General features: G+C 38.0%; 17 protein-coding genes and 1 other annotated feature. Of the genes, 11 read left to right on the forward strand and 6 right to left on the reverse strand.

Going from position 1 to position 18,539, the window contains the following annotated elements; all coding sequences use genetic code 11:
• Positions 1–33 precede the first annotated feature (33 nt).
• Together AC6CHV_RS22355 and AC6CHV_RS22360 are read left to right on the forward strand one after the other, a co-directional pair.
• Positions 34–684, forward strand: a complete 651-nt coding sequence (locus tag AC6CHV_RS22355) for a 5-bromo-4-chloroindolyl phosphate hydrolysis family protein (protein ID WP_341332719.1) — start codon at positions 34–36, stop codon at positions 682–684.
• Between the two features lie 6 nt (positions 685–690).
• Positions 691–1,875, forward strand: coding sequence for a toxic anion resistance protein (locus tag AC6CHV_RS22360; RefSeq protein ID WP_341332718.1), 1,185 nt, complete (start codon positions 691–693; stop codon positions 1,873–1,875).
• Between the two features lie 107 nt (positions 1,876–1,982).
• On the opposite strand, the gene AC6CHV_RS22365 is transcribed toward AC6CHV_RS22360, so the two are convergent.
• The 5 genes from AC6CHV_RS22365 to AC6CHV_RS22385 form a co-directional block, all read right to left on the reverse strand.
• Positions 1,983–3,278, reverse strand: coding sequence for a TRAP transporter large permease subunit (locus AC6CHV_RS22365; protein ID WP_121448938.1), 1,296 nt, complete (start codon positions 3,276–3,278; stop codon positions 1,983–1,985).
• Positions 3,278–3,760: a TRAP transporter small permease subunit gene (locus AC6CHV_RS22370; protein WP_498079710.1), complete on the reverse strand. Its 483-nt coding sequence runs from the start codon at positions 3,758–3,760 to the stop codon at positions 3,278–3,280. Before AC6CHV_RS22370 ends, AC6CHV_RS22365 begins: the two co-directional genes overlap by 1 nt.
• Positions 3,753–4,748: a TRAP transporter substrate-binding protein gene (locus tag AC6CHV_RS22375; protein WP_341332717.1), complete on the reverse strand. Its 996-nt coding sequence runs from the start codon at positions 4,746–4,748 to the stop codon at positions 3,753–3,755. Before AC6CHV_RS22375 ends, AC6CHV_RS22370 begins: the two co-directional genes overlap by 8 nt.
• Before the next feature lie 164 nt (positions 4,749–4,912).
• Positions 4,913–6,247: a branched-chain amino acid transport system II carrier protein gene (brnQ, locus tag AC6CHV_RS22380; RefSeq protein WP_498079711.1), complete on the reverse strand. Its 1,335-nt coding sequence runs from the start codon at positions 6,245–6,247 to the stop codon at positions 4,913–4,915.
• A gap of 88 nt (positions 6,248–6,335) precedes the next feature.
• Positions 6,336–6,582, reverse strand: a binding site (T-box leader).
• 147 nt (positions 6,583–6,729) lie between these two features.
• Positions 6,730–7,494, reverse strand: coding sequence for an IclR family transcriptional regulator (locus tag AC6CHV_RS22385; protein ID WP_341332715.1), 765 nt, complete (start codon positions 7,492–7,494; stop codon positions 6,730–6,732).
• Between the two features lie 446 nt (positions 7,495–7,940).
• On the opposite strand from AC6CHV_RS22385, the gene AC6CHV_RS22390 reads away from it, so the two are divergent.
• The 9 genes from AC6CHV_RS22390 to AC6CHV_RS22430 all read left to right on the forward strand — a co-directional run bounded on the left by AC6CHV_RS22390 (position 7,941) and on the right by AC6CHV_RS22430 (position 16,640).
• Positions 7,941–8,585 (forward strand): bifunctional 4-hydroxy-2-oxoglutarate aldolase/2-dehydro-3-deoxy-phosphogluconate aldolase, encoded by a 645-nt coding sequence (locus tag AC6CHV_RS22390; RefSeq protein ID WP_341332714.1) that lies wholly within the window; start codon positions 7,941–7,943, stop codon positions 8,583–8,585.
• Positions 8,586–8,588: 3 nt separating this feature from the next.
• Positions 8,589–9,605, forward strand: coding sequence for a PfkB family carbohydrate kinase (locus AC6CHV_RS22395; RefSeq protein WP_341332713.1), 1,017 nt, complete (start codon positions 8,589–8,591; stop codon positions 9,603–9,605).
• Between the two features lie 54 nt (positions 9,606–9,659).
• Positions 9,660–10,490: a 5-dehydro-4-deoxy-D-glucuronate isomerase gene (gene kduI / locus AC6CHV_RS22400; protein ID WP_121448943.1), complete on the forward strand. Its 831-nt coding sequence runs from the start codon at positions 9,660–9,662 to the stop codon at positions 10,488–10,490.
• A 20-nt stretch (positions 10,491–10,510) separates the two neighbouring features.
• Positions 10,511–11,293 carry a 2-dehydro-3-deoxy-D-gluconate 5-dehydrogenase KduD gene (gene kduD / locus AC6CHV_RS22405; RefSeq protein ID WP_341332712.1) on the forward strand — a complete coding sequence of 261 codons (783 nt, stop codon included), beginning with the start codon at positions 10,511–10,513 and terminating at the stop codon, positions 11,291–11,293.
• A 164-nt stretch (positions 11,294–11,457) separates the two neighbouring features.
• Positions 11,458–12,084, forward strand: coding sequence for a DUF4004 family protein (locus tag AC6CHV_RS22410; protein ID WP_498079712.1), 627 nt, complete (start codon positions 11,458–11,460; stop codon positions 12,082–12,084).
• A 14-nt stretch (positions 12,085–12,098) separates the two neighbouring features.
• Positions 12,099–12,824, forward strand: a complete 726-nt coding sequence (locus AC6CHV_RS22415) for a polymer-forming cytoskeletal protein (protein WP_498079713.1) — start codon at positions 12,099–12,101, stop codon at positions 12,822–12,824.
• 210 nt (positions 12,825–13,034) lie between these two features.
• Positions 13,035–14,225 carry a DEAD/DEAH box helicase gene (locus tag AC6CHV_RS22420; RefSeq protein WP_498079714.1) on the forward strand — a complete coding sequence of 397 codons (1,191 nt, stop codon included), beginning with the start codon at positions 13,035–13,037 and terminating at the stop codon, positions 14,223–14,225.
• 100 nt (positions 14,226–14,325) lie between these two features.
• Complete coding sequence (locus AC6CHV_RS22425) at positions 14,326–15,351, forward strand: Gfo/Idh/MocA family protein (protein ID WP_341332709.1); 1,026 nt, start codon at positions 14,326–14,328, stop codon at positions 15,349–15,351.
• Positions 15,352–15,599: 248 nt separating this feature from the next.
• Positions 15,600–16,640 carry a TRAP transporter substrate-binding protein DctP gene (locus AC6CHV_RS22430; protein ID WP_498079715.1) on the forward strand — a complete coding sequence of 347 codons (1,041 nt, stop codon included), beginning with the start codon at positions 15,600–15,602 and terminating at the stop codon, positions 16,638–16,640.
• A 508-nt stretch (positions 16,641–17,148) separates the two neighbouring features.
• Here the strand turns inward: AC6CHV_RS22430 and AC6CHV_RS22435 are convergent.
• Entirely contained in the window at positions 17,149–18,495 is a 1,347-nt protein-coding gene (locus tag AC6CHV_RS22435) for a hypothetical protein (protein WP_498079716.1), read from the reverse strand.
• Positions 18,496–18,539: the final 44 nt, after the last annotated feature.

Here is an 18,539-nt window from a genome sequence, read left to right on the forward strand (position 1 = left end):
TAATAGTAAGACAGAATGTTAGGAGTCGATTGTATGAATCAATTGCTTGCTTTTATTGTTAAATCGTTCATTTCAGTGCCGACAATGGCTACTGTCTGGTTAGTAAGTATGTTTGCGTTTGACCAAACCTTCCTACTTTCGTCTGGGTATGCATTATTAGGTGGCGGGATTGCCTATTTTGGAACGTCTGTCATAATGAAACAAGCCTTTTTACGAAAACATCGGTTAACGAGGAAGGAATATCAATATATTGAGAGAAATTTAAAGGAAGCAAAGAAAAAACTTGCTAGACTAAATAAATCCCTTTTTACCGTTCGTCACATCCCGTCATTGAAACAAAGAGTAGATTTGCATCGTGTTACAAAGAAGATCTACCGGTTATCGAAGAGCGAACCGAGACGCTTCTATCTAGCGGAACGTTTTTATTTTTCACATTTGGATTCAGTTGTGGAATTAACAGAGAAGTATGCGTTTCTTTCTTCCCAACCGAAGAAAAATAGTGAGCTAGAGAGATCACTGCATGAAACACGAAGAGTACTCGAAGAATTGACGGAAACGATTGAAAAGGATTTACACAAAATGCTCTCGAATGATATAGATGATTTGCATTTCGAAATTGATGTAGCAAAAAATTCGAATAAACAAGCAAATGATTCTCATTTCATTGATCAAAATAGGAGGTAAATGAGTATGAGTGAACAGTTTTCTCCAAAGTACAAAGAACCTGCGAATTTAATGGATGAATTACTTGCAAATCCATTTGATGAGAAGAAAGAAGAACAGGAAAATCCAATTATCTTAACACAAGAAGAAGAGAAAAAGCCTGTACGTCTAGTGGATGTGTTACCCGAAGAAAATAAGGAAAAAGCACTTCAGTTAGCGAAACAAATTGACCCAACCAATCATCAAACGATGATTTCATACGGAACACCTGCACAAAACAAGCTCCTTTCATTTTCAAATACAATGCTTGAGCATGTTCAAAAAAATGATGTGGGTGAAGTTGGAAAAATCATCTCAGACCTCATGCATCGTCTTGATGAGATGAAGCCTGAGGAGTTAAATCCTGAAAAACGTTCTGTAATTGCACGGATGTTTGGTAAGATTTCAAATTCCGTTCAAGAGGTATTATCAAAATACCAAAAAACAGGAGCACAAATTGACAGAATTAGTGTGAAGCTTGAAAGAAGTAAAAATGTCCTTTTATCAGACATTGCAATCCTTGAAAAGCTTTATGACAACAATAAGGACTATTTTGATGCGTTAAATGTCTACATTGCAGCTGGCGAATTAAAGCTTGAGGAAATGCATCAAAAGATTATCCCAGATTTAAAGAAACAAGCAGAAGCCTCTAATGACCAAATGAAGGTGCAAGAAGTAAATGACATGGTTCAATTTGCAGACCGCCTTGAAAAACGTGTACATGACCTGAAGTTAAGTAGGGAAATTACGATTCAAAGCGCACCACAAATCCGTTTGATCCAAAACACAAACCAAGCGCTTGTGGAAAAAATTCAATCTTCCATCATGACGGCAATTCCATTATGGAAAAACCAAGTCGCCATTGCGCTAACTTTAATTAGACAGCGTCATGCGGTAGAAGCACAAAAACAAGTTTCCAAAACGACGAATGAACTTTTATTGAAGAATGCAGAAATGCTAAAAAGCAATACTTTAGAAACAGCAAGAGAAAATGAGCGTGGTTTAGTCGATGTAGAAACATTGAAAAAAACGAAGGAAAACCTCATTTCTACATTAGAAGAAACATTACGTATTCAAGAGGAAGGTCGAAACAAACGTCGTCAAGCCGAGCTTGAGTTAGCTTCGATGGAAACTGAACTTCGCCAAAAACTATTAGATATCAAGACTGACTAATATATGAAAAGGATAGATACCAAATGTGGTATCTATCCTTTTTATTTTGTCTAGCCCTAGGCTCAAACGGCTCGAGATACAAGCATTCGAGCTTTACACTTTTTAATTTACAATCCAAATAATTGTGGTAAGAACAACGAGATTTGAGGGACAAATGCTACGAGTAATAGCACTAGAATAACAACCCCGAAATAAGGCAATAACGTTGGTACCACTTCTTCAATTTTAACTTTCGCGACACTACATCCAACAAATAGAGCACTTCCCACAGGCGGTGTCATATTTCCAATACATAATCCGAAGCAGATCAGCATTCCGAAATGAATCGGATCCATACCAAAGCTTTGCGCGACAGGTAAAAAGATTGGAGTGAAAATTAGTACAGCCGGTGTGATATCCATAAAGGTACCAACTAGTAATAAGATAAAAATGATAATGAGAATAATCCCGTATTGATTATCGGTGATCGATAAAAGGGCACTACTTATTGCCTCCGGTAATTTCATATACGACATTACAAGTGAAAATAGAGCAGAAGCCGTAATCAAGAAGAGGATCATTCCAGTAATTTCGATCGTTTCGATAAAAATGGCTGGCAAATCCTTCAGCTTAAAGTTTTTATAAATAATCGAAAGAATGACTGAATATATAACTGCGACAGCTGCACCTTCAGTAGCTGTGAAAATACCAGCAACAATTCCTCCAATAACAATAACAATTAACAATAAACTTGGGATTGCACTAACGATAATATAGAAAGTATCTTTTGCACTAGGTAATTTCGAAACAGGGTAGTTTTCTTTTTTCGCCATAAAATAGGCAACAACCATTACCGCTAAGCCCCATAAGATTCCCGGTATATATCCGGCCATAAATAATGCAGCAACAGAAGTACCTCCACTCACCAATGAGTACACAATCAGTACTGAGCTTGGCGGTATGATTAGTCCTGTAGGTGCAGAAGCAATATTAACTGCTGCTGAATACGTTAGTTTATAACCTTGGTTCGTTTGCATAGGAGTCATGATCCGTCCCATCGCTGCAGCAGAGGCAACACTTGAGCCAGATATTGAACCAAACAGCATATTCCCAACAGCATTCGTATGTGCCAATGATCCTGGGAGTTTTCCAACCAAGACCTTCGCAAAATTCACTAATCGGAAAGCAATTCCACCATTATTCATGATAATTCCTGATAGAACAAATAAAGGAATCGCCAACATTGTAAAATTATCAATTCCCGTTACCATTCTTTGAGCGGATGTTAAAATAGCTACATCAAACGGCAATACGAACAGAAAGGTAAAAACAGAGCTTAAGATGATTGCAATCGCAATCGGTGCCCCAAACAATAAGAGAAAGAAAAAGGTGACAAATAGGATGATTCCAGCAATAGTTTCCATTATAGAATCACCTCTCTTTTTCGTTCCTTATAAGACGTCAAACTGTGAATTTGATAGATAATAATGCAAATCCCACTAACAAGTATAGCAGAATAAACAACTCCCATAGAAAGACCAGTTGCTGCCGCCGTTTGAGCAGAAGTAAGCATTACAATTCGTATTCCACCGTAAACCATTAAAATTGCAGCAGTTAAAAGAACAATAACATCAGTAATAAATTCAATTTGAAGCTGCACCTTTGGGCTAAACTTTTCTCTAATAAAAAGGATCCCAATATGCTTTTTTGCACCGAATACATAGGCAGCTGACATGAGTCCAAACCAAATTAACATATATCTAATTAATTCCTCTGTTCCTGGAGAGGAGATGTTAAACACATACCGTGATAACACTTGCCAGGTTGACATTACAACCATAGAAACAAGTAATAAACTTGAGAATATGATCAATACTTTGTCGAGAACTTGTTTAACCTTATTCATTAGACGAATTCCCCTTTATTAATTGGTAAATATCTTTTGTTTTTTCATCTTTTGCATAAGCCTCGTGGAGTGGCTGAACGGCATTTATAAAGGAGGTTTTGTCAACCTCAATGAAATGTACGCCCATTTTGTTTTTAGCGGTTTCAGTTTGTTCTTTAATCGTTTTTCCCCAAACGGTCTCGTGATAAAGGGTAGATTCCTTGGCTGCCTCCTGAATAATAGCTTTTTCATCGTCTGTTAAATTGTTGAATCGTTTTGCATTTATGATGAGCATATCTGGTACGATTTGGTGGCCAGTATACATATAATATTTAGCAACCTCACCGTGGTTATTACCCACTAGAGCGGTTTCATTATTCTCAGCAGCATCAATAACTCCTGATTGTAGAGCCGTGTAAACTTCTCCATACGCCATCGGAGTAGGGAGTCCACCAAATGCCTCAATCATATTTACACTCGTTTGACTTGGTTGAACCCTTGTTTTTAATCCTGCTACATCCTCTACAGTGTGTACTTCACGATCCTTCGTATATAAGTTACGAGAACCTGCGTTGTAGTAGGTTAATGCAATAATACCAATATCCTCAGTTTTGTAATAAAGCTGATCGGTAATCGTTTTATCATTCATTTTTTTCTCGAACTCTTCGTAATCCTCAAAGACATATGGCAAACTGAAGATGGAGTAATCGGATTCAAATCCTTCTAAGGCGCTTGCACTCACTTTTGCGACATCTACAGCACCTGATTGCGTTAGTTCAAGTACTTCACGTTCACTTCCTAGTTGCCCATTTGGATAGATTTCCACCTGGATTTTATTATTTGATTTTTCTTCAACTAATCTGCCAAATTCGACAAGTGATAGATGAACGGGGTGATCTAAAGTTTGGTTGTGGGCAAGCTTTATTTCTTTAACACCAGCATCATTGTTACACCCCACAAGTAATAAAGCGGTTACGAAAACAAATAGAAATTGGGCTATCATTCTCATGCTGCTACCTCCTAAGATAATAATAAGCGGTTCCATTTTTGTTATTTTGTGTTTGATTATAAAACTTATCCTAAAAATGGAATAAACAATAATTGATTTGTTTAGAAAACAAACAAATTAGAACTTTTAAAAGAGTACCATAAGTACCCTTTTAAAATCAATCATTAAAATGTTTTTATTTTTGCATCTTCGACAAATTCTGCATTTTTACTGAATAGGCTCAACAAGAGTCCTAATGCTGTTCCTACGAGTGCCGGAACGATCCATTCTAAGCCAACAGATGCTAATGGCAGCCTATTTTTTAAATCATGAATTGGTCCAAGGTCAAGACCGAATGCATTTAATCCACTGATGAGTGCGAACACGCCTGTAAATAACATCGCGGTGCCATATACGGCTTTCGTATTTTTAAAATAACGACTAAAGAAGGTTAATACGACTAACACAATTAATAGTGGGTAAGTCATTACTAGGAACGGAACAGAGACTTTTAAAATCTGTGCTAATCCTAAATTTGATAGAGTAAAACCAACTAATGTTACAAGTAGTACAACAGATTTATAGCTTGCCTTTGGAAGTAAATTTGAAAAATACTGGCCACATGCAGTTGTTAATCCAACAACGGTTGTGAAACAAGCTAATGTGAAAATTAAGCCGAGCAGTACAGTTCCACTTTGTCCAAATAAAAGAGTCGCTGCAGTAGATAAGATATCTGTACCATCATCGAATGTTCCTTGGCCAGCCATTTTTGCACCAATTAATCCAATTCCAACATAAATTGCAGAAAGGAGGATACCTGCAATGACCCCAGCTTTAAATGTATATTTTGTTAGCTGCGACCGATTTTCAATGCCCTTTTTTTGAATCGAGTTTAAGATAACAATTCCGAATGCTAATGAAGCAAGAGCGTCCATCGTATTATATCCTTCTAGGAAACCAGTAAAGAATGCTCCAGTTTGGTAACCTTCTGTAGGACTTAGGAAAGGTGTTTCGATTTTAAATAATCCAACAATAATTAAAGTTATAATTGCAATTAATAAAGTTGGAGCAATTAGGCGCCCCATATATTTCTCCATTTTACTAGGATTTAAGCTGATAAAATACACAAGACCAAAGAAAAGAAACGAGAAAAGCAATAAGATTAGGGCTGTATTTGTTGTTTCAGGTAAAAATGGTGAGATACCCATTTCAAACGCAACGTTAGCATTTCTTGGAATTGCAAGAAAAGGTCCAATACAAAGGTAGACTGCAACCATGAAGGCTGTGCTAAAAACAGGATGTACACGATCACCCATTGCCTGTGCGCCACCTTTTACTAGTGAAACTGCAAAGATAACTAGAACTGGTAAACCTACTCCCGTTACAATAAAGCCAAGCATACCCATCCAAAAATTAGTACCTGCACCAGCACCTAAAAAAGGTGGGAAAATCAGATTACCAGCACCAAAAAACATCGAAAATAACATAAACCCAACAAACAAAATATCCAACCTCTTCACCAAAAACATCTCCTTGAAAATTATTCTAAAATAGGGACAGAGGGACAGGTCCCCTGTCCCAGAAAAAACAAAAAACCTCGCCCCTAAAAATAGGGACGAGGTTAACTCGCGATACCACCCTGATTCCGCAATCTTAAAGTAAATAGACTACGACACTCACTAACGTACAATCATACGTGTTCCTTCGTAACGGCGGACTACCCGTCAAAGCTTACTTGTTTCAGCTTTGCATCTCAGAGATGATTTTCGGATGGCTCTGAACATCGACTTTCAGCAACTGTCGACTCTCTGGGGAACAGGATTCCAATCGTACTCTTTCTCTTCATCGATTTTTAATATATTGGTATATTATCAGAAGAGGGGATAGAAGGTCAACAAGTTTTTTGACAGTTTTTATTATTGAATGTTTTTTTGGGACGGAGGGACAGGTCCCTCATTCCTGTAAAAAATTGGTGAGACAAGGTACCTGTCCCCATGACCCACTAGAGTAGTTCACTTTCGATGCCTTGTTTGCAGGCAAGGACGTTTTGGATGATTTGTGAGATAAATTCATCGGTGATTCGGTATTTTGGGACACTGACGCTAAAGGCACCATGGTTTTTTCCATCAACTGTAATACTTGCCCCGACACAAAAGATATCTGCCTCATGTTCTTCATTATCAAAGGAGTATCCTCTTTTACGAATTTCATTGATTTCCTTCATAAAGTCTTCTTTCGATGTAATCGTATTTTGGGTTTTCTTTTCTAAGGTATGGTTGTTTAAATAATGTTCTATTAGATGGTCGGGTTGGTCCGCTAAGATTGATTTTCCCATTGCCGAACAATAGAGTGGGATTGCTTTACCGACACGTGAGTATAAAGAGACCGGGTTGAAACTCTCTAGTTTTGTAATATAGACGATGCTAGAACGGTCAAGGATACCGAGGTGCACAGTCTCGGTTGTTTGGTTTCTAAGTTTTTCTAAATAAGGTTGGGCGATATCTTTGATTTCATTTGAATTTAATGCCCTGTTGGCGTATTTGATGATGGCCATCCCAAGACGGAATTTTTTCGTTTCTTCGTCCTTTTGTACATATCCAATTAATTGGAGTGTATCTAAGATTTTTAAGGCGGTCGAACTTGTTAATTCAGTTTCTTTTGCTATTTGTTGGAGACTTTGTGGTTTATCGACAGAAGACAGGTATTTAAGTATATTATCGGCTTTTAACAACACGGTACCATATGGTTGCTTCTTTTCAGCTGTCAAGGTAATCACTCACTTTTTAAAGATTGTTCAAAAATTGCGGTGAATATGAGGAATCGAATTTCTGCAATCATTGCTCCGGGTCAACATCATGAACAACTAGGTTATGCGGTTCTTGTCTCTTAGTTTATACACGAAGTCAATACATCAGCGCAATGCTGAAAGGGGGGGAACTCAAACAGATTCCCTGCTCCAGTACTCGGGCTCGCCACCTCGAAATTTCGACGCACAGGACGTGCTAGTGTCGACAATGCCACAGGAAGTGGTGTCTTAGTCGACGTGATCCTCTTCATCCTCCTTTTTGAATCTCAATTATTGTTAAATTTCTAAAAACATTCAATCTATTGGTTGAAATCCCTTTCACTATTATATATAATTGCTTTGTAAGTTTCCATATAATAAAACGAATTTCCAAATAGGAAATAGTCTAAGAGATTTTGGAGGCAACTATGAAAAAAATAAATGTACTCTCAAAAATCGCAGATTGCGGCGTGGTCGCAGTTGTACGAGCAGACACAAAAGAAGAAGCGGTTAAAATCTCAAAAAGCTGTGTAGAGGGTGGGATCATCGGAATCGAGGTGACATTCACAGTTGACGGTGCTGATGAGGTTATTAAAGAACTAGCTTCCATCTACAAAAATAGTGAAGTTGTGATTGGTGCTGGAACAGTACTTGATGCAACAACTGCACGAATTGCAATCTTAGCAGGAGCAGAATTCGTTGTAAGCCCAAGTTTCGATGAAGAAACTGCTAAACTATGTAACTTGTATCAAATTCCGTATATGCCAGGTTGTATGACCATTACTGAAATGAAGCGTGCACTTGAATCCGGTGCTGACATTATTAAACTCTTTCCAGGAAATGCTTTTGGTCCGGATTTTGTGAAAGCGGTTAAGGCTCCATTACCACAGGTGAATATCATGCCTACAGGTGGCGTTAGCCTAGATAACATTGATCAATGGATTAAAAATGGATGTGTGGCTGTCGGTGTAGGTGGGAATTTGGTTGCCCCTGCAAAAACAGGTGATTACGCAAAAATAACAGAATACGCAGCGCAGTATGTTGCGAAAGTTAGAGAAGCAAGAGGGGAATAAACTATGAAAAAGAAGATTGTTACATTTGGTGAACCCTTGCTTCGCTTATCAACTAACTTAGGTGAACGTCTTTTCCAAGCCGATCAGTTGACAATGCATTATGGTGGGGCGGAAGCAAATGTAAGTGCGTCCCTTTCACGTTTTGGCTATGATGTCTATTTTGTTGGTAAAGTACCAAACAATCCACTTGGTCAAGCATATGAGCGACATTTACATTCATTTGGTGTTCATACCGATTACCTTTTAAAAGGTGGAGAACGCCTAGGTACATATTACTTGGAAACTGGAGTAGGCGAACGAAGTGCACAAGTCACGTATGACCGAAAAGCTTCTAGCTTTGCACAGCTTTCAACGGATGAAATAAATTTTGAAGAAATTTTAAAAGATGCAGACCTTTTCCATGTATCTGGTATCACACCAGCCCTTTCGCCAGACTTACAGGAACTAACTTTACGGGGATTAAAAACTGCAAAAGAATTAGGAGTCACAACAAGCTTTGATTTTAATTACCGTGCGAAGTTATGGAGTCTTGAAGAAGCTTCACGTGGAATCCAACCATTTTTACCATATGTAGATATATGTTCTTGTGGAGAATTGGATGCGCTTAACTTATTAGGCATTGAAGAAGCAGACCCAAGTTTGGATCATTCTGAAAAACTATCATTTTATTATAAAAAGATAACTGAAAAGTATCCAAATATAAAATACTTATTTTCTACTTTTAGAGAAGTACTTTCTGCTTCACATAATACATTACAAGGGAATTTCTTTAATAACGGGGAGTTGTACCAATCAAGGGTGCATAACATCGACCAAATTGTAGACCGAGTTGGAGGCGGAGATGCCTTTGCTTCGGGTGTAATATTTGGAATTCTAGAAGGAAATGACCCACAGCAAATTGTCAATTTTGGAACTGCAGCTTCAGCACTGAAGCACACTGTACATGGAGATTGTAATGTCTTTTCGGAAGAGGATATCACAGCATTTGCTGAAAATGCGTCAGGAAAAATTGTCCGATAAGATATTCAAATATATAAATATTACTTTTAGGAGGAATATGAAATGGAAACAAAAATGGAAACACGTTATGCAAATCATCCGGAGGAAATCAAAAGATTTAATACAGATGAGTTAAGAAAACAATTTTTGGTGGAAACCATTTTCGAGCCTGGACAAGTAAAGTTAACATATACACATAATGACCGAATGATCTTTGGTGGAGTTACTCCTACTGACAAAGAATTAACAATAACGCTTAATAAAGAGCTTGGAGTAGAGTATTTCTTAGAGCGCCGTGAACTAGGAATTATTAACATCGGTGGCGAGGGAATGGTTATTCTTGATGGTGAAGAATACAACATGGTTCGTCAAGATGGATTATACGTAGGCAAAGGAACGAAGGAAGTGTTATTCACTTCTAAGGATCCTAACAATCCAGCGAAGTTTTATATCAATTCAGCGCCAGCACACCACAAGTATCCAACTGTAAAAATCGATATTAATGAAATTAAACCATTCGAAACAGGCGAGCCTGGAACACTGAACGAACGTAAAATCTATCAATATGTACATCCAAATGTATGTGAAAGTAACCAACTTCAAATGGGTCTAACCATGCTTGCTCCAGGAAGCGTTTGGAACACAATGCCATGTCATACACATGAGCGTAGAATGGAAGTTTACCTATACTTTGATATGGAACCGGAAACTCGTGTATTCCACTTCATGGGTCAACCAAATGAAACAAGACATCTTGTAATGAAAAACGAACAGTGTGCAATTTCACCAAGCTGGTCTATTCATACTGGAACTGCAACAAGCAACTATACATTCATCTGGGGTATGTGTGGAGAAAACATCACGTACACTGACATGGATGTTGTAGCAATGGAAGACTTACGATAAGGAATTGGAGGACTTTTAAAATGACAACACAATTGTCTGATTTCTCACTAGACTTTTTCTCATTGACAGGAAAGGTTGCAATCGTAACTGGTGGTGCTACTGGACTAGGTCAAGGCTTTGCAGTTGCATTAGCAAAAGCTGGAGCAGACCTGTTCATTACTACACATGGCACTAGCTGGGACGAAACGAGAGAATTAATTGAAAAAGAAGGTCGTCGTGTCGAATTTTTCCAAACGGATTTATCCAAACGTGAAAATGCAAAAGCAGTAGTTGCGGAATGTGTAAAAGCATTTGGAAAAGTTGATATTTTAGTAAACAATGCTGGTACAATTCGTCGTTCTCCAATCCTTGAATATAAAGAAGAGGACTGGGATGCTGTTATTGATCTGAACTTAAACTCTCTATACTTCTTGAGTCAAGAAGCTGCAAAAGTAATGGTAGAGCAAAAGAGCGGAAAAATCATTAACGTCGCTTCAATGCTTTCATACCAAGGTGGAAAATTTGTTCCTCCTTATACAGCAAGTAAACACGCTGTTCATGGACTTACAAAGTCATTTGCAAATGAACTTGCTGAATACGGAATTCAAACAAATGCCATTGCACCTGGATATGTAGCAACTAACAACACGACACAAATCCGTGCAGATGAGAAACGGAATGCAGAAATCTTATCACGTATTCCTGCAGCACGCTGGGCAACTCCTGCTGACCTAATGGGAACAGTCGTCTTCCTAGCAAGCAATGCATCTAATTACGTAAACGGCCACACACTAGCAGTTGACGGTGGCTGGCTAGCACGATAAAAAACAAACCTAAGCTGAATCGCAATCACGCGATTCAGCTTTTTTTGTGGTGCTGGGTCAGGGGGACAGGTCCCTTCGTCCCAAATGGGATTTTTTTGAATTTTTTCTTGATTAACGTAACAGTGTTATGTTACACTGTTTTTGTAGAAAGGAGCCGTTTAGAAATGAGTGAAGAATTATTATCGAAGAAGGAATTACTTGAAGTAACGGGCATTTCTTATGGGCAGCTCTATAGATGGAAGCGGAAAGATTTAATACCTGAAGACTGGTTTATCCGAAAATCAACCTTTACAGGACAAGAAACCTTTTTTCCGAAAGAAAGGATCCTTGAGCGTATTGATAAGATTCAAAAAATGAAGGAAAACCTATCTCTCGATGAATTAGCAGAAATGTTCTCACCGAGTGTTGGCGAATTAAACCTCAGTAAAAAGGAAGTGGTCAATAGAGGTCTCGCTTCTGAAACAACAATTAATCTATACCTAGAACACAGTAAGGAAAGTCCTGAACAGTTTCATTTTGAAGGAATATTAGTCGTTTACATCGTTGAAAAGCTTCTGCAATCTGGTGACATTAGTCTTGATGAAGCAAAAATGGTGATCCAAGTTTCAAACGATTACTTTGCAAAAGAAAAGCAAAGCTATGGTGAATTAATTATCGCTCGTAAACTCGGTGTTTCAACATGTTTAATTGTACCAAATACTACAAATTTGGTTATTGAACAAGGAACGAAGCTAATTGTGAATCTGGCATATGCAGATGAAATCGAAGAACTACGAACAAAATTACTATAGACGGAGGTTAAAGTATGGTAAACATTGAAAATAAAGGGAATTTAGTGATTAACGGTATGGGTTCATCTGGCGGTGGCACTTTTAAAAAAGTATTAATTAACGGAAAAGGTACTGTACATGGTGATGTGGATTGTTATGATTTTTCGATAAATGGTACTGGCAGAGTGGTTGGGAACGTTAAAGGGGAACACGGGAAAATTAATGGAAGTGGAGACATTGAAGGATCCATTGACTTTGATCGTTTTACAATAGATGGTACTGGTGGCATACGTGGCAATGTAAAAGTGAATAAAATTGCAATATCCGGTAAAGGAAGAATCGGTGGCAGCTTAAAAGGGGAAGAAATAAAAATTAGAGGAAATGCAACAATAGGAGAGGATTGTGAGGCTGAAGAATTCAAGGGAGAAGGTGGTTTTAAAATCGGAGGATTATTAAATGCAGATGTAATCGATATCTCGATTGCTGGTGAATGCAGCGCAAAAGAAATTGGTGGTCAAAGCATCAAGGTTAAGAAAGGCATTTTTCGCTTCCTAAATAATCTGTTTAAATCGGTTTACCCAGTATCCTTGAAGACAGAAATAATCGAGGCAGATGAAATTGAAATTGAATATACAAAGGCAAAAATGGTTAGAGGGAAAAATATCAACATCGGCCCTGACTGCGAGATTGACATTGTTGAATACACAGGAACATTCACACAAGACCCATCTGCTAAAGTAAAAGAAGTCATAAAGATTTGATAGAACAATGTTGTGTTAGGGGCGAAAGCCAGGCCAATCGTCCCAAACATAACATTGGTAAATATGGAAATCCTTTAAAAGATAGTCCTCAAAGAACTAATCCACCCAAACACAACTTTCCTAACCAAGTTGTTTTTGCACTTTACCCAAAAGATAGTTAGAATAAACAATAGTCAAATAAAGTGAACTTGATAAGGAAGGTACATAAATATGTCAAAATGGTCTCAATTAGAAGAAATGAAACCTTTTATACAAAAAAACTGGCAAGAGTCAGGTTTTGAAGCACCAACAGCCATACAAGAAAAGGCAATCCCTGCAATAGTAGAGGGGAAAGATGTGATTTGCGAATCCCCGACTGGAACGGGAAAAACACTTTCTTACTTGCTTCCAGCGATACAAAAGCTCGACGAAACAAAGAACGGAATCCAAATTGTCGTACTTGCTCCATCACGGGAGCTTGTCATGCAGATATCGGATGAAGTAAAAAAGTGGACGCAAGGCACAAATATCGTAAGTGCGTCTTTCATTGGCGGTGCAAACATTAAAAAGCAGGTTGAGAAAATAAAGGAACGCCCGCAGATAGTGATAGGAACGACAGGCCGTATTATGGAACTCATCAAAATGAAAAAAATGAAAATGCATGAGGTTACGACAGTAATTGTCGATGAAGCAGACCAACTCGTTTCAAATGAACATCTTTCTAATATCCAAAGCATTATCAAATCAACTTTACGGGATCGACAAATTCTCTTTTTCTCAGCAACTATTTCCGAGCAAACGGAAAAAACTGCGAAGTCCTTGATGAACAATGCTGAAATCATTCGAGTTCAGCAAACAATTAATCAGGAAAACACCACCCACATTTATTTTCTTTGTGAGCAGCGGGATAAAATAGATGTGTTACGAAAAATTATGTACACAGAGCCAGACAAGGCCATTGCTTTTATAAAAAGTCTTGATAAAGTTGAGGAAATTGAAGCGAAGTTAACCTATAACCATATTGATGTCGCCGTTCTTGCCGGAGAAGCAAAAAAACAAGAACGACAGCAATCGTTGAAAAACTTCCGGGCAGGAAAAATTCCTCTATTATTAACAACAGACGTTGCGGCAAGAGGGCTTGATATTCAAGATGTCACCTATGTCATTCATTTTGACTTTCCGAAAACAAACAGTCAATATGTCCACCGTTCGGGACGTACCGGACGAATGGGGAAAAAGGGTGTTGTCATTTCGATCGTAAATGCTCGTGAAGAAAGCTTCTTGAAAAAAATGGGACACGAGCTAGGAATTTCATTCACCAAGAAGGACTTTTACAAGGGAGAAATTGTAGACGCGCAAGAAAAGAAAACCTCTGCTCCCCAAAAAAGAAAACCAATTTCAAACAAGAAAACGAAACGATAATCGGACGAACAGCACCAGTTCGTCCTTTTTTAAATTGGTAAAAAAGAAAAAGTACTTTTATAATAAAGATGATAACGTTTACGGAGATGGGGGAATTTACATGTCAAATACCATAAAAATTGGAGTAGTCGGATCCGGTAGCATAGCCAATACACATATTAAAAGCATTCAAGAAGTAAACAGTGCTGAACTTGTTGCCATATACTCGCGCAATAAAGAAACGGTTCAAAAACTAGCAGATACATACAATTTAAAGGCCTACACAGACTACCAGGAATTCTTAACAAATGCAGGAATTGATATGGTTGTCATCGTTACACCGAGTGGTACTCATGCTCAATTAGGAATTGATGCTGCAAAAGCAGGAAAGCATGTCGTTGTAGAAAAACCAATTGATACTACAATAGAAAAAACGAATCAACTCATTGAAGCATGTAAAGAAGCAAATGTTACACTAAGTTGTATTTTTCAACATCGTTTTGATGAAGCCGTTTTAGATGTTAAAAAAGTCTTAAACGAAGGCGAGTTTGGTCAATTAAATTTTGGAGCTGCTCGTACAACCATCTATCGTTCACAGGAATACTATGATAGTGGTGCATGGCGTGGGACGTGGGAATTAGATGGTGGTGGCGCATTAATCAATCAGTCAATCCATTATATTGACCTCCTTCTTTACATAATGGGTCCAGTTGATGAGGTTTATGCCTATACAGCTACACGTGCTCATGAGCGCATTGAAGTTGAAGACATCGGTGTAGCAACGGTTAAATTTAAATCAGGTGCACTTGGGCTAATTGAAGGGAATACGACTGCCTATCCTGGTTTTTCAACAACACTTGATATTTTCGGCACAGACGGAAGTGTTATCATTGAGAATGACCATGTTAAAGAGTGGAAATTCAAGAGTGGTTTGGAATACGAGAACAAACAAAACAATATAGAAAATGACGTGTCATCTAATATTGTAAAAACAAACAAATCTTTTGTTAAACAATACACAGATATTGTACAAGCGATATTAGAAAATCGTAAACCATTAGTAACCGGCGAAGAGGCCAAAAGATCACTTGAATTGATAATGGCTATTTACCAATCAGCAAGAGAAGGAAGACCTGTAAAACTATAATCTTTTATAGATTAAAGACTAAGAATGCCTCTTCCTGTGGCTACGTCTTTGTGACCCATATCGTATGATCAAAGTGTCTCATTTTCTGAGGCACTTTATATTTTAATTTTATAATTTTGAATATTCAATAAAATACTTGAAAACCAGTTGGCTTTATCATAAGATGAAGTTGTTTGAAGGTCTACAAAATGTAAGCGTTGTCAACAACTGTGGGCCGAGAAAATAATTAATAGAGGGGGAACATTTCGATGAGGAAAAAATGGTTAGCATTTCTGTCCATTTCCTTCGTACTTGCAGGAGTATTAGCTGCTTGTAGTGGCGGAGGAACAGATAAGGAGCAGACTAGTGCTCCGGGGAACAATGGCAGCGATGAAAAAGAGAAAGATCCGATTGTGTTACGTTTAGCAGACAATCAACCAGATGATTACCCAACAGTCGTTGGAGATAAGGAGTTTGCGAAACTAGTAGAAGAAAAAACAGGTGGCAGAATTAAAGTTGAAGTATATTCAGGTGGACAGCTGGGTGATGAAAAAAGCGTAATTGAGCAGGTTCAATTAGGAACAATTGATTTTGCACGTGTAAATGCAAGTCCACTTGCTGAGTTCTCTAAAGATTTAGGTGTTCTATCTATGCCTTATTTATTTAGGGGTGCTGACCATATGTGGAATGTCCTTAATGGAGAAATTGGTGAGGAGCTTCTAGTTGGGATGGAAGAAGCAAATATGAGAGGACTAGTATTCTACGATTCTGGTAGCCGTAATTTTTATAACTCTAAACATCCAGTCGAAAAGCCAGAAGATTTAAAAGGACTCAAGATTCGTGTTCAACAATCAGCCCTTGTAGTAGATATGGTTGAAGCATTAGGTGCATCAGCAACACCAATGGCTTATGAAGAAGTATATTCAGCTCTTCAAACAGGCGTTATTGATGGTGCGGAGAATAACTATCCAAGCTACTACTCAGTAAATCACTATGAAGTTGCAAAATACTTTACATTGGATGGACATTCCCGTGTACCAGAGATTCTTATGATTTCAAAGAAAGTATGGGGTGAGTTAAGCGCAGAAGACCAAAAAGCATTGAAAGAAGCTGCGATGGAATCTCAAAAGGTTCAAATCGATTCTTGGGCTGCTTTGGTTGAAAAAGCGAGAGAAAAGGTTGAAGCAGCAGGAAATGAGGTTACTGAAATTACAGATACTGCACCTTGGCGTGAAGCGGTACAGCCTGTCTATGATAAGCATGGTGGAGCATACAAAGAATGGATTGATAGAATTGAAGCGGTAGAATAATCAACAAACAGCCCTACCTCAGTTTGATTCTAACCAAAGGTAGGGTTGTTTGTTTAGGCTCTTTTCTATAAGTTTGTTGTTTTTAGATATAATGTGTAAACCTAGTAGATTGGAGCGTAAGGTGGCGACTCCTCGAAAATGTATTCACATTTTCTTCGTGCGTGGGTTATTTCAAAGAAGCAAATTCAATGTCCAGCGGGAAAAGCGTGAGAATTGAGACCCCGCAGAAGCAGTAGGGACCTGTTCAGTTGTAGCGGCTAGAAACTCGAGAAATTTCAACTCCTCCTTCAGAGGCAAAATACGCCTCTTTATCGGAGTCTCCGACGCACAGGATGTGCTAGTGCCGACAATGCCACAGGACGTGGCGTTGTTGACGGACAATTTTCTCGTTTCTGTGAAAGCCGCCTCCACATTTCGTTGAGGAGGCTCAAGCCACGCCCGCGGAAAGCGTCCACCTGAAGCGGAAATCATTGGTAAAAACAACAAAGTTTGCGAAAACAGCCTTTGTTTATAACAAACATAATGCCATGATTGTACCGACACCACTAAACAGAAAGGCAAATCCTGAATTCCAAAGAGATACCTTATATGAATTGACATGCAATAAATCACCCGTAATCGAAACAGACACATTAAAAGGACCGGCAATCGTAGTCGAAAGCGCAGAAGTAATCATGACTAAACTCAAACTTAACGGATTAACCATCTCCAAAACAGGATCAACAATTGCAATAAGAATAGTCAATGTCACTAGCGGATGAAACCCAGTTAAAGCAAGCCCAAGAAATAACACTTGTATGAACAGAAACAAGAATACTGGATACTGGCTTAAATGTGTAAAAGACTCCTGTAAATAATCGATAAAGCCCGAATCACCTAAATTTCCTGTGAAAAAACCAACCCCTAAAAAGAGGACCAAATTATCTTTTAAACTAATCGTGCGCCTTTTCCATAACGGAATAGCAAATGTTATATATGACTTCAAGCGTTTAATCGAAATGGCCCAAAAAAATGAGAAGGGGACAATTACAATTGCAATCGTTTGTAGAAACCCCATATCCAAAATGCGATTCACACTCAAAATCGCAACCATAAACAAGGCAAGGTAGAAGACAAGTGATATGACCTTTCGTTTCATTTGTCTTTTTGCGGCCTCATCCTCAATCTCCTGACCTTCTTCTGTAAGTTCATATTTTTTAAAGGACAAATAGCCTATCAACCAATTTAATAGAATTAAAATAAATGTAAAAAGTAATAACCATGGTAAGACCGTTAAGTATGGAAGATGAGTCGATTCGACAGTTAAAATAACTAACAACTCCATGGGCGAAATGATAATACTAAAAACATATCCCCTTAGCATTGCACGTGAAATAAATTTATTTCGAAGATTTTCTGCCATATGAGAAATATTTTTCTGTATAACTGCCTTAACGAGTGGAAGGGTTGCAAGGTTAAGAAAACCTCCCAATAAAAAGGTAACCATTGATGTTCGACCAAATAACTGCCCCATATTTTGAATACGGACTTTTAAAAGTTTACTAACTTGCTGATCGTATCGTCCCACGATAATTATCGAGTTGATAAAAGGCAGAACATAAAAGATAGCTAATAAGGGAACCATGGATGTAGCATACAATGGTAACTCTGTAATTTCCCTACCTTCAAGGAAAAATACTAGAATACCAATCCCTACAAAAAGAATACTAATAACCCTGAATAATAGAGAAGATCCTTTAATAGAAAAAAGCCACGCAAGAATGGATAGCATTCCCATTCCTGTCGTAACCCATAAAGAATCAACTATTAAACTTAAAAAATAAAACAAAAACAATAGACTATATAGAACAATCATGATTTTCTCCTTGTTGTAAAAATAAACAATGGCTAGGCAATCAT

It is taken from the genome of Ferdinandcohnia sp. GQ5 (assembly GCF_059759275.1).